Here is a 15,006-nt window from a genome sequence, read left to right on the forward strand (position 1 = left end):
ATCGCAGTCAATTTTCTGGCTTCATCGCTGAGAGAGCTTCGGCCAGTTTAAGGGGATCGATGCCAGCAGCCTTCAGCGCCTTAATGACTTCGTCATAATTTTGCTCTGGCGCCTTCTCTTCTTCCTCTTTGCGCGGAACCTTCACAGGACCACTGATGAGTTTGGGGTTGCGATAATGCACGCTGAAATAGGTGGCTCGGCCACGTTTAAACTCAGTGTAATCCAGATAACCAATATCCCGCAGCTGCTCCATCGCCTTACGTACCGTGTGGTTCTGCGTATAGACATTTGAGGTGAGATTCAGCCGGTCACGCATCCGTTTCATGGAAATAGGTGCAGGATTCTGGGGAAGACTTTCGATGTAGGTATAAAGCGCCTGGGCTGATTCCTTGCGCTGCAGGGCGTCAATGGCTTTCAGCCGCAGCAGTACCCTTCTGTCCATGTGGTAAAGCTCAAACAGCTTAGGTTCAGCCTTGATCTCAACGATATCCTCGTTGATGTCATAATAGGCTGACTGCACCAGATGTGTGGTCCATCCTTTGGTCTCGCTCTGGAACTTCAGCGTAACCGAGGCGAGTTTAAACAGGGAATTACTGATGCGATCGCGCATTTTTTTGTTTGAACGACGGGAGTCAAATCCGCACATCTTAACGAATTCGACGAACGACAGTTCCAGGGTGTCACTTTTTACCCCATACTCCGACATGGAGCGAATTATCCCCAGCCAGACTTTAAAATCCGTGTCCATATCAAGACGCGAACCGGTGATCTTAACGTCAGTGTATCCTTCGCTTTTGGCAATGGACAGCTGTACAAGCTCCTCAGTCGCGTCTGTAACGTTTTTCCGGTTCGCCTTGCTCTTCCCTGTTGATTTCAGAGTTGGGACGAAGAGACCGAGTCTCATGAGCGCTACTGGCTGCACGGTACTGGTGCTGTTGACATCCAGCTTAACAACTTCACCGGTTGTCTTATCAACCTCCTGAAGGTTCAGAAGTAAGCTGTTATTTTCGCTCGTCATCTTGATCCTCAACGGTTATCCACAAAAGGATGTAGTAATACGTATCGCAGTCAACGGATATACATACCTCAGTAAATACCGTTGCATATCACAGTATTAGATTATGCATATAACAGTCAACATTTTACATTCCACAGTCGATCCAGACAGACGTTAAAGCCAGTTACAGCGCATGCTGGAGCGATCCGGGGATCTCTTTTGGATCTCATTATGATCTCCTTGGGATCAATTATTGGATCGAGACCATGAATAACCCAGATACAAGCCCGGAAGCGCCACGCCAGATATCCAGAACCCTGGCCTTATTTTCCTGAATACGCTCTGGAAGATTGAGATCTACAGGTACAACAATGAAACATTGACTGCGGTATGCTGAGTCGTCTTTCCTCTTCCTCGACACAGATGCGGTAAGCATCATACCATAGTCAATATATTACATACCGCAGTCAATTTCATTATAACTGGCTGATCCCGAGCCATCTTTAGCAACCCGACGTACGTGCAATCTGTGAATTCTGTGATTTTCCGCTTCCTCGCCGCTTTCTCACTGTGTGAGATCGCTTACTGCGGCGAGCGGCAGTGATTAATATTGACTGCGGTATGTACTCTTTTGTAATCCCCTGCGTTCTTTCATTACCCAATGTGGTTCACTTTGCACTTTTTCGTGCACTTTGCGATTTTATTGTTGCTTTGCAATAAATTCCAAGATTTAATAAAATAATGCAAAGTGATGATTAAAGGATGTTCAGTATGGGACTCATGGATACACTCAACCAGTGCATAAGTGCTGGTCATGAAATGACGAAAGCAATCGCCATTGCACAGTTTAATGATGACAGTCCGGAAGCCCGGAAAATAACCCGGCGCTGGAGGATTGGTGAAGCGGCAGATTTAGTTGGCGTGTCATCTCAGGCTATCAGGGATGCCGAGAAAGCTGGCCGGCTGCCGCACCCTGATATGGAAACCCGTGGGAGAGTTGAGCAACGCGTTGGTTATACCATCGAACAAATCAATCACATGCGGGATGTATTTGGTACACGACTGCGCCGTGCTGAAGATGCGTTTCCGCCGGTGATTGGCGTTGCAGCTCACAAAGGTGGTGTTTACAAAACCTCAGTATCCGTTCACCTGGCTCAGGATCTTGCACTGAAAGGACTCCGTGTTCTGCTTGTTGAAGGCAATGACCCACAGGGAACTGCTTCTATGTATCACGGATGGGTGCCCGATCTTCATATTCATGCTGAGGACACTCTCCTGCCCTTTTATCTTGGGGAAAAGGATGACGCCAGCTACGCTATAAAGCCCACCTGCTGGCCTGGCCTTGATATCATCCCGTCCTGTCTGGCACTGCACCGCATTGAAACCGAGCTGATGGGGAAATTTGACGAAGGCAAATTACCTGCTGACCCGCACCTGATGCTCCGTCTGGCCATTGAAACTGTCGCTCATGATTATGACGTGATAGTTATCGACAGCGCACCCAACCTTGGTATCGGTACGATAAATGTTGTATGCGCTGCTGATGTTCTGATTGTCCCTACTCCGGCAGAGCTGTTCGACTACACCTCCGCACTGCAGTTTTTCGATATGCTTCGTGACCTGCTTAAGAACGTGGATCTTAAAGGCTTCGAGCCAGATGTCCGTATTCTGCTTACCAAATACAGTAATAATAATGGCTCGCAGTCCCCGTGGATGGAAGAACAAATTCGGGATGCCTGGGGAAGCATGGTCCTTAAAAATGTTGTGCGCGAAACGGATGAAGTCGGCAAAGGTCAGATCCGTATGAGAACCGTTTTTGAACAGGCTATTGATCAACGTTCTTCAACCGGTGCCTGGCGTAATGCCCTCTCTATCTGGGAGCCTGTTTGCAATGAGATTTTTGATCGTCTGATTAAACCACGCTGGGAGATTAGATAATGAAGCGTGCTCCTGTCATTCCAAGACATACCACACATACTCAATCGACTGAAGATACTTCATCACCGGCGCCGGCCGCGCCGATGGTGGATTCATTAATTGCGCGCGTGGGTGCTATGGCCCGCGGTAATGCAATCTCTCTTCCGGTAAGTGGACGGGAAGTAAAATTTACCCTTGAGGTGCTCCGGGGAGACTCTGTTGAGAGCGCTTCACGCGTATGGTCAGGCAATGAGCGCGATCAGGAACTACTTACCGAAGATGCTCTGGATGATCTCATTCCTTCATTTTTACTGACCGGTCAGCAGACTCCAGCTTTCGGCCGCCGGGTTTCTGATGTCATAGAAATTGCAGACGGCAGCCGTCGCCGTAAAGCCGCAATCCTGACGGAAAGTGATTATCGCGTTCTGGTTGGTGAACTGGACGATGAGCAGATGGCTGCATTGTCCCGACTGGGTAACGATTATCGGCCGACGAGTGCTTATGAACGTGGCCTGCGTTATACAAGCCGGCTGCAGAATGAGTTTGCAGGAAATATTTCTGCGCTTGCCGATGCGGAAAACATTTCTCGTAAGATCATTACCCGCTGTATTAATACGGCCAAACTGCCTAAATCCGTTGTTGCCCTGTTTGCACATCCTGGAGAACTGTCTGCCCGGTCAGGTGAAGCCCTTCAGAAGGCTTTTGCAGATAAAGAAGAATTACTGAAGCAGCAGGCTGAGACTCTCCACGATCAGAAGAAAGCGGGACTAATCTTTGAAGCTGAAGAGGTCATTAGTCTTTTAACATCCGTACTGAAACAATCTCCCGCATCAAGAGTTAATCTGAGCTCACGTCATCAGTTTGCTCCAGGGGCAACAGCATTGTATAAGGGCGATAAAATGGTGCTTAACCTGGATAAGTCCCGCATTCCTGCGGAGTGTATAGAGAAAATAGAAGCCATTCTTAAGGAGCTTGAGAAACCAGGAGTCTGATGCGGACACGCATTATTCTACGGTGATCTCCCTTTACTTCATTTCCTTTCTCACAGGCCAGAAAACATAACTGGCCTGAATATTCTCTCTGGGACCACGGTCCCACCTGCGTCATCTGTCAGCTTATCTGCCTTGGACCACGGTCCCACCTGCATCGCCGGTCAGGTTATCTCCCTGGGACCACGGTCCCACCTGCATCATCGGTCAGCTTATCTGCCTGGGACCACGGTCCCACCTGCGTCATCTGTCAGCTTATCTGCCTGGGACCACGGTCCCACCTGCATCGCCGGTCAGGTAATCTGTCTGGGACCACGGTCCCACCTGCGTCATCGGTCAGGTTATCTGACTGGGACCACGGTCCCACCTGCGTCGTCGGTCAGGTTATCTGCCTGGGACCACGGTCCCACCTGCGTCATCGGTCAGCTTATCTGTCTGGGACCACGGTCCCACCTGCGTCATCGGTCAGGTAATCTGCCTGGGACCACGGTCCCATCTGCGTCATCGGTCAGCTTATCTGCCTGGGACCACGGTCCCACCTGCATCGCCGGTCAGTTTATCGGCCTGGGACCACGGTCCCACCTGCGTCGTCGGTCAGGTAATCTGCCTGGGACCACGGTCCCACCTGCATCGTCGGTCAGGTAATCTGCCTGGGAGCACGGTCCCACCTGCATCGTCGGCACATTATTAGTTTGGGACAACGGTTAAGCAATGCCTGTCACGAACAGGTATTGGCTTGTCGCCAGCAACCTGTTGAGCGGAGTAATCACGCAGCAGGGCGGCTATTACAGGTGATGGTGAAAGCTCTGTTGGGATCTGAACGAAGCATGTTGAGTGAAATTTCCAAAATTTCGCGGGGTGTGCGGCTTAATTTTAAATTTCCGCCAGCATTTTTAAAACCAGCTGCCGCCGCTGCGCGTTGGCCGGTCCTTCGTCCGGCCGGTAACCAGTCCCGGCCGTTCTTACGACCCTGGATGAACATGGTCCCGTCATCAGCGTCTCCAGTGTGATGTCGTTTGTCACGCCGTCCGAGGGGATATCAGGGACACAACATATGGTAGAAAAAGCAGCTGTCTGAGACACAATATATTGATTATCCACAGTAACGGGGGATAACCGTGTGGGTAACATATTGAAAGTCCAACACGTTATCTGATTAACTGACTTTGTAAACGCCGCTGAACCATGAAAAAAATCCGGGGGAATCATCACAGCGCATAAACATACCGTTTTGTTTTTGGGTGACGGCAAGTAGGCCCCTGTTATCACCACATACCTTGTCAAAGGTTTCCATTCCTATCCTTATCAGGCTCTTTTCGTTATTTTCGGGAGAGATCCGGAGATGTTTTGTCAGCCAGACAGGATAGGTATCAGCGTTACGCCAGTACTGCAATTCAATCACTGAAGCCATTCCCCAGACAGTGAAGAATAAGAAAACCACACCTGCGATTTTGCTACCCATATTGTTCCTTAACATTGATTTAATACATTCCTTGCTCCTCGCACCGGAGCACATCACAGATACTGATTGAGATCCACTTCACGCAGCGGCTGGTTTTGACGTTCTGTGATCAATTGCACCAGGTCTTTTTCGTCCAGCGCATCGAGCATTTGTTCATACAGAGCCGCGGGCACACAATAAAAAACAGGGCGGTTGCGGTCAATAATCGCGACCGGGTAGCCGCCGCCGGCACTGGCGGTGGCCACCGGATCGTTTTTAAGTTCGCTGACGCTGGCAGTCACATCACACAGAATGATGTTTGTCATGGTTCCCCCCTGAGACAAGTCATCTGTATGATCGGTAAAGTAAGCTCTGGCGGCAAGTCCCTTCTGTCATTTCAACGGTCAGAAACGGGCAACCGGCAGCTCCTTCCAGCGGGTGGTATATGCCGGTGACAGCATCTCCCGTTTCATCTGCCAGTCCGGCGCAATACCCCGTCCGGCAAACCAGACTTTCCCGAGTCCGGAATGATTAATACCGTCGAGCACCTTCATCAGCGCATCGCTGTGCGGCCGTGGCTGCACGTCATCGAACAGATTCAGCTGTGCAACGCCGTTCGGGCTGAAATCATTGAGCATTATCCCCGCTTTTGCGTAGCGGTGGCCATCGAGCCAGATCCTGTCCAGAGACCTGACCGCTGCCGCTATAATGTCCCGGGTGTCACGGGTAGGGGTGTTCAGTTTCTCAGTGGCCACGTTACCGTAGTACGGTTCATTAACCGCAAAAGGGGAGGTTTTGATGAAGATGCTGATATGCCGGCAGTACTGCCGCTCACCTCGCAACTTTTCTGCTGCGCGCTCGGCGTACTGGCAGACGGCCTGGCGCATTTCTTCATAGGTGGTGATCCGCTGCCCGAAGCTGCGACTGCAGACAATCTGCTGTTTCGGCGGCGGCGCTTCCTCCAGTGAAATGCAACTCTCGCCGTTCAGCTCACGTACCGTGCGCTCCAGCACTACGTTGAAGTTTTTGCGGATAAACGCGGGGTTCGTCAGCGACAGCTGCAGGGCGGTGGTGATCCCCATAACGTGCAGCTTTTTCGCTATCCGGTTCCCCACGCCCCAGATTTCTTCCACCGGCTGCAGGCTGAGTAATTTTGCCGTCCTGCGTGGATTATCGGGCGACAGCGCCAGCACCCCCCTGAATTGTGGCCATTCCTTTGACGCCCACTGCGCCGATTTGGCCAGTGTTTTTGTGGCGCCGCAGCCGACACCGATCGTCAGTCCGGTTCCACTGAGAACGTGCCCACGCAGCTGCCTGCCAAAATCCTCCAGATCCATACATTGGCCAATTCCCCGGGCATCCAGGAAACATTCGTCTATCGAGTATTGTTCGACGCGGGGAGACAGCTCCTCCAGCAGGGCGACCACGCGGTTACTCAGGCTAGCGTAGAGCTCGTAATTGCTGGAAAAAACGTACAGTTTTTCAGGAAACTGCGCCTCTTTGAGCTGGAACCAGGGGGTTCCCATCTTTATACCCAGCCGTTTGGCTTCAGCACTCCGGGCAATAACGCAGCCATCGTTGTTACTGAGAACGACGACCGGTTTTCCGCGCAAATCCGGCCTGAAAACCCTCTCGCAACTGGCGTAGAAGGAGTTGACGTCGGCCAGGGCGAACATCAGTCTGTCCCCCGGGTTTTATGAATGAAGGCCGTCACCACACCGAAAATTTGCAGCGTTTCCGGATCCGGGTACAGGGAAGGGAAGTCCGGGTTCATCGCCTGCAAGGCCGGCCGTGGCGTCAGAAGCAGGCGTTTTACCGTAAATTCACCCTCAATTTCCGCGATAACAATATCCCCGTGCCGCGGCTGTTCTGCTTTATCCACGACCATCAGATCGCCGGAATAGAGGCCAATATCAGTCATTGAGTTGCCAATCGCCCTGACAAAATAGGTGGAGTGGCGCCGGTGAATGCAGTACTCATTCAGATCCAGTTCAGACTCAGTGTAGTCCGCAGCCGGTGACGGAAAACCCGCAGGGCATCGCTCTGTGAACAAAGGAATTTTTACTATGCTGGCTTCTGATACTGCAGGAATGAACTTCATCGTATTTTCCCCTCGCTTGAAACTGTATATATATACAGTATTATTTTGCGGAGGCCGTTTTTTTTCAAGTCATCTTGTTGCCGTTGTCTGTAACCATTTGCTGTTCCTGCAAAAACAGGGAAATTTCAGAAGGATCACTGCCAGCCCGGAGAATCGTTATCTAATAAAATGTAATATACTGAAGTACAGTGTATTTATTCTGAGTGGAGTGATTATGAATACGGGTTTAAGGCAGGTTCTGCGATATGCAGGCGTCCCGGTTGACGCCGCTGAACCGGTGCGCCGGCAATTCGGTAGCCGCCTGATTTTAATCGTGACGGTTGCTCTTCTTCCGCTGTTGATTGTTGACGTCCCTCAGTGGATATTTGTGCTCTCCCAGATTATCTGGGGAAGCGGTATGTATATTGGTATCTCCGTGGCCAGTGATAAACCAGATCGCCGGTAAGCTCAGAACGAGAGGTCTCCCGGATCGCCTGGTGACGGGCAACTGATAAACCGGCGCCGTGCCATCAACACCGGATAAGGACGTCACCGGCTTGTCGTTGCCGCCGACTCCGCTTCACCCGGCCCCATCCCTCCGGTCTGTGGCCTGATTCCTGCGTCTGTCGCGTTGCGACATTTGCTTCCGCTTTTCTCCCTGTGGTCGAAATACGGGTTAGACAAACCTTTTATTCAACCTCTGCATCGCGACGGGTAGTGCTGTGCCTTCACTTTACCCGGCCGCTGCAGATGCAAGGGTTCGCTGACGCCGCCATCCTCGCCCGGTCGCAGGTTACTGATGATGCTCGCTGTTCTTCCCGTCGTTTTCTCGCTCAGGTTTCGCTCGAAAACCGTCCAGACTAGCTTCGTGCTTTATCTGCGCTGCGGCCTCCGGTGTCGCCCCTGCGTCTTCCGCTTTCCGCCGGGCTGTCGTGTCGGCACGGCACAACCCGGTGCCGCAATCTTATGAACCTGTGGAGGTTGCTATGTATCATGCCCGTCAAACCATGCTGAATGTTGAGGAGTCCGACCGTCTCTCGTTCCTGCCGGATCTGTTTGGTAACGATTTTCTGGCCGGAGAGATGCAGGTCTATGCGCTCGCTGTGAAACACATCACCGATTACTGCGGAGGCTTCTGGCATTTCATCCGAATTCCGGAGGGCGGCGGCTACATGATGCCTGACGGTGACCGTTTCCATCTGACTAACCCGGATAACTGGTTTGATCGGTCCGTCAGCGCGGATGCGGCCGGAGTTATCATTACGGCGCTGGCGATCAACCGCCGTATCTGGCTGCACCATGAACGCGGTGATGCTGCCCTGACACGCCACCTGATGCTGCGGGAATCGCAGCTGTGGGATTTCATTGACTCTCATGACGAATGCGCAGCTATTTACGCGGCTCTTGACTGATACTACATCGGGGCGCCCGACGTCCCGTTTAAGGTCTGAGACGGCACGATCTGTGGGGAGCTTACCCGGCTTCGCAGATCGGTGCGGCCGCGCGAAAATCCTGGCAGGCTTCGCCTGCCGGTGAGGCGGTTCGCCACGCCTGCGGCGCTGCGTACAGGCCTCACCTCAACAGGTCGCCAGTTAAGAATTAAGAGCGTAATATCTGCGTACCCTTTCTTCTTTTGCGGAATTTGGGTATGTCGCAGTGGAATATTGCCTCTTTTTCAAAAGAGGAGCAGGACAAAGTTGCCGTCGATAAGGTGGCCGCTGCTGTTGCCTGGCAGGAACGCATGAACAAGCCCGTCATGCCGGAACTTGTTGAACGGGAACAGCCTGAACACCTGCGCGAATATTTCCGTGAACGGCTCTGCGTACATCGACTGAACAGTCAGCAGCTGCCGCGCGCAAATGCGCCCGAATATAATAAACCGGGCGATGATCAGCAGAATTGATTTTCTTACTCAGTGTGTCCAGGGAGGGTAATCTGTGCGTATGTCTCTGATGTTTGCTGCCGTGACGCTTTTAACCGGCATTAACCTGTTTTTTATTCCGTTTCAGCCTGTTCCGGCTCTGTGGGGGGCTATCCTGGCCGTTGCTTTTGTTCTGATTAATGTCGTGGCGGATAAGCTGCGCCTCTGGAGTGGCATTGCGTGGATTATCGTTGCCGGCATCATCATAACGCTGATGCTGAAGGGGAAAGAGCCGGGTGACGAATTTCGTGCCCTGATCACCGTTTTCGCTTTCCTGGCTTCTGCCTGGTACTGCGTTGTTCAGTACAGAAAAGAGAAGGGCGAATCTCAGTCCTGACCTGACCAGACCGGTACTCTCCATCTTGCTGCAGCTCTTCCTCTGTTTAACTTTCTTTTCACACAATCTGCACCGGGGCCACCTTCGGCTCCTGACCCGCTGGCGCGGTTCAGTCGTCGAGCCACACTCCGCTAACCGCGAAAAGACGCGGTAAGCTCCGCCGAACCCGCCAGGCGGTTTCGGGCCTGCCGGCTAGTGTCTGATGTCTGAGGTCAACGGCAGCGCTTGCTGCGACCGTTCCGGCCGCGCCGCTTTCACCGTGCCGGCGAAGGACTGCCGGCACTCTGCAGGGCAACGCCGTTTCGCGCCCGCGCGTTCCGTCGTTGCGGCGGGTGCCTGCTCCTTTCCCCTGGTACCCGAATCACCCGTTTGAGTCCATTCGCCCGGGCTGACATAGCCACAACCTGTCGCATTAGCTGTCCAGGGTGTAATGAACAGTCCACAAAACTTTTTGCATGGAACCGCAAAAACTTTTGTGTCCTGCCCCGGACAGATGCGTCAGGCCGTGGCGTCTTTGCCCTTGCGGCGAACGGCTCTCAAACGGGTGAAGGTAACAACCAGGGGGCAGGTTCAGCAGGTCCCCGCACAAAGTCAAAACCGCGGCCCCGGCAACTCAACGGGTGATGGTTTTAACAGACAAAAAAACCAGACAGAGGAGAAACGATGATGGAGCGTAGAAATATGGTCCTGCGTACCGATGGCTTTATACGCAACATTCATTCCCGAAACCCGTTCGATGTTATCCGCGCCGATGTAGTGCTGGAACGTATCGAGAAAAAGGCTGGTCGGAGCTGCGGGATGCATTACGAGCTGTATCAGGCCCGTCTGCTGGGTGGTGCGCTGGATTATCTGGATGCGCTGCCGTTGAAAGACCGTCCGGTGTTAATGGGCGCTGCGGCAAAGCGCGGCTATCTGCTGACGCTAGCCGAAGAGGAACGCGCGCTGGAAACACGGGATGTACTGATGAGTGAACTGGCGGCAAACGACTGCTGAGAAATAAACACGGATGGCGGCGTATCGCTGCCATCCCTTAAAGACCAGAGGTAACGCAAAATGAAAGTATACGGCCATCAACACTCATCAGAGGCTTTCTCCCGGGAAACTTCCCCATCCTGTTTTGAACCAAAGGCGGAAAAGGTGATCGCTTTTCACGGAAAGGAAGCCAGTTTCGCCTATAACGTGCTGGCCGATCTGAAAGCCGCAGGTGCCTCATATACCCGCCGGAATATCATCGCCGATATGTTCCGCCGTCTGGGTGTGAAATGAGGTCTGGGCAATGGCACACGTGAAAGGAAAAATCCAGCAGGGGGCAGGGAACGCCTATTTTGCAGGGATGCAGTGGCGCGGTATTACACTTGGACACGCCGATGCTGCAGCGCTTAATCAGTTTGATATCGATATCAGCAAAGCTCAGGCACCCGAAGCACGCACCTGGTTGCTTCAGAACAAAGCAGAATTCATCGCTCTGATCCTGGGCATTGAAGTCGTAAACGTCGGGTAATCGGAATGGCTGGCGGGGAAGAAATTGGCCTGTCAGCCTGTTTTCATATTGTCAACTCCCGTGGAGTGAAGTACAATGTTTCCATAATGGAAACCGGAGGCATGGCGTGCATGTTATATCACGAGCCCCTTTTGATGAGGCGGCAAGACACTATCCGAATGATGCAGTGGCCATCGATGACACCTATCGTGTACTAAAGCGGGTTGTCGCAAAAAAACCGGATGAGCTAAAGCGATACTTTACCAGTCTGGATCGCATGAAATACCGGGAAAAATGGTGGGTTATCGATATCGGTGGTAATAACCTTAGAATGATGTTTTTTGCTGATTTTGAGCGCGGAAAGATATTCGTCAAACACATCACCACCCATGCTGAATATGATCGCTTAACGAAATATTATCGGGAGCACAAAGAATGATTTTTAGCGATGCCATTAAAGCGGCGAATGACCTGGCCAGTATTGTCCCTCTGCTGGGTGGCAGCTCGTCCCGCAAAGATTACGAAGAGGCACTTAAACTCGTTGAATATCTTCTGGAACATGACCCGGACAGCCCGCTGGTTGATATGCTGACTGCCCGCATTGATGCCTGGGAAGATAACGCGGTGGAATTTGAAGAATTTAATACGCGCATCGAAGCAGGCAAGAACGGTGTTTCGTTGCTGCGGGTTCTCATGCAGCAACACGGGCTTTCACAGTCCGATTTTGAAAACGAGATAGGCAAAAAATCGCTCGTCAGCCGGATCCTCAGTGGTGAACGTAGTCTGACCCTCGATCACATGCGGGCGCTGGCAAATCGATTTCAAATCCCGGTCTCGATGTTTGTTGACTGATACCGGAGCAGGCGAAGAGGGCACAGATGAAAGAGCGAGACGTATTTAGTGAACTGCTGGAAGGCATGACTGCATGGCGAGAGTTTAATGCAGGGAATGAAACGCTGCGATCGCACAGTAGCTGTCTTAAACCTCTCATCCTGCCTGCGAGACGGGCATAAAGGCCGCGCGCCTGCGGCGCCGGGAAAACCGGGCCGCGCTGACGCGCCGCCCGCATTTCCTTTCCGCGTCTTCCCTGTTTGCTGCCTGCTGTCTGTCTGCTTCCTCTTCTTCTCCCTGCTGTGATTCCTCTTTTTAACTCTTAAAGGCTTTAAAAGCACACCTATACTGGACACCTTCGGCTCCTGGCCAGCTGCGCTGTCCAGTCGTCGAGCCACACTCCGCTAACCGCGAAAAGACGCGGTAAGCTCCGCCGAACCCGCCAGGCGGTTTCGGGCCTGTCGGCTAGTGTCTGATGTCTGAGGTCAACGGCAGCGCTTGCTGCGACCGTTCCGGCCGCGCCGCTTTCACCGTGCCGGCGATACACCTGCCGGCACTCTGATGGCGCCACGCCGTTCCGTCGTGTCGGGTGTGTTCATTCTCATCCCTTCCACTGGTGAGTCATCCCTCGTCCGTTCCCCGGCGGAGGGCTGGTCGTAGCACCGTCGTGTCGTCATCCGAAGGGTAAAATGAACGCCGCCAAAACTTTTTGCCAGGGACCGCAAAAACTTTTGGCGGCGCCCTTCTCCTTCCGCCCCGCCGTTGCTCCTTTGCCCTTTGCCGCCAGGGAACTCACCGAGAGATGGATTAACCACCAGACCAGAGGAAAAGCAGAATGAACACACAGAACGTCAACGTCAAAACCGCCACCAAAGAATCTACCGAAAGATGGGTTGAAAACCTTCTGGCCAACGCGATTAGCGAGCAAAAAAGTCTTCTGCTGCATCTGGTAGAGCTTAAAAACAAGCGTCTGAGAGAAAGCGAAAGAAGTGAACTGGTGTGGGGAACGTTGATGCGTATGGCTGATAACGTCCTGGGGGCGGGAGTGGTTGACTGGCACGCGGACGTTCTGCAGGTGCATTTCGGCGTTGCTCAACCGTGGCTTCAGTCCCGGAAAATCGTTGAGCTTCTTTTTGGTGATACCGGTAAGGAAGTGTGGAATGACGCACGCAAATACATTGCTGACTCAATGCGCGCTGAACGCCATATGCCATGAGTCTGCTTTTTTTCCCAACATCTGGCGGTCCGGGGGCCGCCGGTGATCCACATAAGGAGAGACGTATGAACTTACACCTGACCGAATCCTCAGCCCATCCAGGAATGCTGGCTACAGCAGAATCAGAGCGCGAATACTGGCTGAGCCGGCAGAAAGCAGCGGTTAAAGCCCCCTCAGAAATCGACGTTCACACGTTCCATGACGCGCTGGGCCTGATGTATCCGCTCAACTGGTCAACAAGTGAGAACGGCGAGTGGGAAACGTTCATGCTGCAGGAGATGGTCTGCGGTGACGTGACAGAGATATATGCCCGCTACGGAGCCAGATATTTCCGGCTGCGGGATGTGTGCAACCTGAGCCATGCGCAGATTACAACGCGCATTAAGGAGGAATTTAACCTGTTCCGGAAATGAAAAAAGCAGGGAAAACCCTGCTTTATCCACGCCGTAAAAGTCGCTGGAACGATTTTTACGGCTGTTCAAATAAACCCAGGAGTTCAAAATGAACGTATCCATTGTTTCACCTTCCACTGAGGCTGTAAAGCCCCGCCGTCATCAGCGCAACCTGCGTGATGATATCGCCGCACAGGAGATTGACCCGGCGCTGAAGGCTTTCGGACGGCATATTGCCCGGAGCGTTCGCAAGGGGCGTGGTGTCCATATCCCCGCGATGAACAACACCGCCTTCGGACAGGTGCTCCGCACGCTTGAACTCAAACGCGCATGTAACTGACAAGGTGAGCCGCTCCTTCGGGAGCGGCAACAGCGGAGATAATGCTATGTCACAGATGAATTTTGCCGATGTGTTCAATCTGGCCAGAGAAACCGCGGATAACAGCCCTGTTATTCAGGCAGAGCAGCAGATCGCGGAACAGGTGCCTGCGGTTCATCGTATGATGAGCGCGCAGTACAGCCGAAGCCGGTTTATCAGCGTATTTAAAGACACGGGGCGCCATATGGGGCGCTGGGAAGTGTTCAGTGATTTTCTGTCACTCGCCGCCAGTGAGCTGGATATGGCCCGGATACGAACACCGGAGAGCATGGAGCACTGCCGGAAAATCTGCGCCCGGTACGAGGCCACCGACATCGCGAACATGCAGGAAATGTTCTGCCTGATGGTGTGTGCGCTGGAGGCGAAATTTCATGATTTCCTCGGCGCGATTTTTATGGGGCTTGAGCTGGGCGATAACTTTCGCGGGCAGTATTTTACGCCGTATTCGGTGCAGTGTCTGATGGCGCGAATGCTGATGCCAGGCGTCAGAGACACTATCCGCCGGGAAGGCATTGCCACCGTCAGCGATCCGGCGTGTGGGGCCGCAGGGATGCTGATCGCCTGTGCAGAGTGCCTGCTTGAAGCGGATATTAACCCCTCCATGCACATGTTCGGCAGCTGCATTGACATCGATCCGGTGGCGGCAGATATGGCATTCATCCAGCTGTCACTGCTGGGGATAGCGGCGGAAGTGGTGACGGGCAACACGCTCACGATGCAGTTCCGGCGGGTGAGGTATACCCCGGTTTACTACCTCAATGATTTTGAAAAACGACTGGCAGATCTGCGCCGGTTCAGGGCTATGCGGGACTTCATGCGCGGAATACAGGAGGCCGCGTAAATAACCGGAAGGGCAGGGGATAACCTGCCCGACTGCGCTAAAAGGCCGCAGCGCCTGTGGCGCTGAATAATACCGGCTGCGCTACGCGCCGCCCGTATTACTCCGGCGCGGTATTATCTCATCAATATTCTTTATTCATCCCTGTTACATCGCTTCCGATATTCTGCTGTGTATCTCTTCCGCTA

At 52.9% G+C, this 15,006-nt stretch carries 20 protein-coding genes; 15 read left to right on the forward strand and 5 right to left on the reverse strand.

The window, feature by feature from the left end; all coding sequences use genetic code 11:
* Positions 1-7 precede the first annotated feature (7 nt).
* Positions 8-1,018, reverse strand: a complete 1,011-nt coding sequence (locus tag ABLV30_RS13380) for a RepB family plasmid replication initiator protein (protein ID WP_000200070.1) — start codon at positions 1,016-1,018, stop codon at positions 8-10.
* Positions 1,019-1,768: 750 nt separating this feature from the next.
* Between ABLV30_RS13380 and sopA the strand changes: the two genes are divergently transcribed.
* The gene (gene sopA / locus ABLV30_RS13385; RefSeq protein WP_000523812.1) at positions 1,769-2,935 is read left to right on the forward strand and encodes a plasmid-partitioning protein SopA; all 1,167 of its coding nucleotides are present in this window, start codon (positions 1,769-1,771) and stop codon (positions 2,933-2,935) included.
* Positions 2,935-3,906 carry a ParB/RepB/Spo0J family plasmid partition protein gene (locus tag ABLV30_RS13390; protein WP_004206785.1) on the forward strand — a complete coding sequence of 324 codons (972 nt, stop codon included), beginning with the start codon at positions 2,935-2,937 and terminating at the stop codon, positions 3,904-3,906. Before sopA ends, ABLV30_RS13390 begins: the two co-directional genes overlap by 1 nt.
* Positions 3,907-5,059: 1,153 nt before the next feature.
* On the opposite strand, the gene ABLV30_RS13395 is transcribed toward ABLV30_RS13390, so the two are convergent.
* The 4 genes from ABLV30_RS13395 to umuD all read right to left on the reverse strand — a co-directional run bounded on the left by ABLV30_RS13395 (position 5,060) and on the right by umuD (position 7,445).
* Positions 5,060-5,365, reverse strand: a complete 306-nt coding sequence (locus tag ABLV30_RS13395; protein ID WP_016156495.1) for a hypothetical protein — start codon at positions 5,363-5,365, stop codon at positions 5,060-5,062.
* Between the two features lie 53 nt (positions 5,366-5,418).
* Positions 5,419-5,670, reverse strand: a complete 252-nt coding sequence (locus ABLV30_RS13400; RefSeq protein ID WP_004206783.1) for a plasmid stabilization protein — start codon at positions 5,668-5,670, stop codon at positions 5,419-5,421.
* A gap of 78 nt (positions 5,671-5,748) precedes the next feature.
* The gene (locus ABLV30_RS13405) at positions 5,749-7,020 is read right to left on the reverse strand and encodes a Y-family DNA polymerase (RefSeq protein WP_004206782.1); all 1,272 of its coding nucleotides are present in this window, start codon (positions 7,018-7,020) and stop codon (positions 5,749-5,751) included.
* Positions 7,020-7,445 carry a translesion error-prone DNA polymerase V autoproteolytic subunit gene (umuD, locus tag ABLV30_RS13410; protein WP_009309980.1) on the reverse strand — a complete coding sequence of 142 codons (426 nt, stop codon included), beginning with the start codon at positions 7,443-7,445 and terminating at the stop codon, positions 7,020-7,022. The genes ABLV30_RS13405 and umuD overlap by 1 nt, the downstream gene beginning before the upstream one ends.
* A 214-nt stretch (positions 7,446-7,659) precedes the next feature.
* Between umuD and ABLV30_RS13415 the strand changes: the two genes are divergently transcribed.
* From ABLV30_RS13415 to ABLV30_RS13475, 13 genes are all read left to right on the forward strand, one after another.
* Complete coding sequence (locus ABLV30_RS13415; protein ID WP_004206779.1) at positions 7,660-7,890, forward strand: hypothetical protein; 231 nt, start codon at positions 7,660-7,662, stop codon at positions 7,888-7,890.
* Positions 7,891-8,410: 520 nt separating this feature from the next.
* Positions 8,411-8,836 (forward strand): antirestriction protein, encoded by a 426-nt coding sequence (locus ABLV30_RS13420; protein ID WP_004206777.1) that lies wholly within the window; start codon positions 8,411-8,413, stop codon positions 8,834-8,836.
* A gap of 236 nt (positions 8,837-9,072) precedes the next feature.
* The gene (locus tag ABLV30_RS13425; RefSeq protein ID WP_004206775.1) at positions 9,073-9,327 is read left to right on the forward strand and encodes a DNA polymerase III subunit theta; all 255 of its coding nucleotides are present in this window, start codon (positions 9,073-9,075) and stop codon (positions 9,325-9,327) included.
* A 34-nt stretch (positions 9,328-9,361) separates the two neighbouring features.
* Positions 9,362-9,682 (forward strand): hypothetical protein, encoded by a 321-nt coding sequence (locus tag ABLV30_RS13430; RefSeq protein WP_032426243.1) that lies wholly within the window; start codon positions 9,362-9,364, stop codon positions 9,680-9,682.
* A 663-nt stretch (positions 9,683-10,345) separates the two neighbouring features.
* Positions 10,346-10,675, forward strand: coding sequence for a hypothetical protein (locus ABLV30_RS13435; protein WP_074439645.1), 330 nt, complete (start codon positions 10,346-10,348; stop codon positions 10,673-10,675).
* A 60-nt stretch (positions 10,676-10,735) separates the two neighbouring features.
* Entirely contained in the window at positions 10,736-10,948 is a 213-nt protein-coding gene (locus ABLV30_RS13440; RefSeq protein ID WP_065905255.1) for a hypothetical protein, read from the forward strand.
* A gap of 10 nt (positions 10,949-10,958) precedes the next feature.
* A complete protein-coding gene (locus tag ABLV30_RS13445) occupies positions 10,959-11,183 on the forward strand; it encodes a hypothetical protein (RefSeq protein ID WP_049157091.1) in 225 nt (74 codons plus the stop codon).
* Positions 11,184-11,289: 106 nt separating this feature from the next.
* The gene (locus ABLV30_RS13450; protein WP_065905253.1) at positions 11,290-11,601 is read left to right on the forward strand and encodes a type II toxin-antitoxin system HigB family toxin; all 312 of its coding nucleotides are present in this window, start codon (positions 11,290-11,292) and stop codon (positions 11,599-11,601) included.
* A complete protein-coding gene (locus ABLV30_RS13455) occupies positions 11,598-12,014 on the forward strand; it encodes a helix-turn-helix domain-containing protein (protein WP_049010942.1) in 417 nt (138 codons plus the stop codon). Before ABLV30_RS13450 ends, ABLV30_RS13455 begins: the two co-directional genes overlap by 4 nt.
* An 814-nt stretch (positions 12,015-12,828) precedes the next feature.
* Entirely contained in the window at positions 12,829-13,209 is a 381-nt protein-coding gene (locus ABLV30_RS13460; protein WP_065905249.1) for a hypothetical protein, read from the forward strand.
* A gap of 65 nt (positions 13,210-13,274) precedes the next feature.
* Entirely contained in the window at positions 13,275-13,622 is a 348-nt protein-coding gene (locus tag ABLV30_RS13465) for a hypothetical protein (protein ID WP_023292162.1), read from the forward strand.
* Between the two features lie 88 nt (positions 13,623-13,710).
* A complete protein-coding gene (locus ABLV30_RS13470) occupies positions 13,711-13,941 on the forward strand; it encodes a hypothetical protein (protein WP_065905248.1) in 231 nt (76 codons plus the stop codon).
* 46 nt (positions 13,942-13,987) lie between these two features.
* Positions 13,988-14,821, forward strand: a complete 834-nt coding sequence (locus ABLV30_RS13475) for an N-6 DNA methylase (RefSeq protein ID WP_135708110.1) — start codon at positions 13,988-13,990, stop codon at positions 14,819-14,821.
* Positions 14,822-15,006: the final 185 nt, after the last annotated feature.

Origin of the sequence: Klebsiella sp. CN_Kp113 (assembly GCF_040064585.1) — a bacterium.
Classification (GTDB): domain Bacteria; phylum Pseudomonadota; class Gammaproteobacteria; order Enterobacterales; family Enterobacteriaceae; genus Klebsiella; species Klebsiella michiganensis.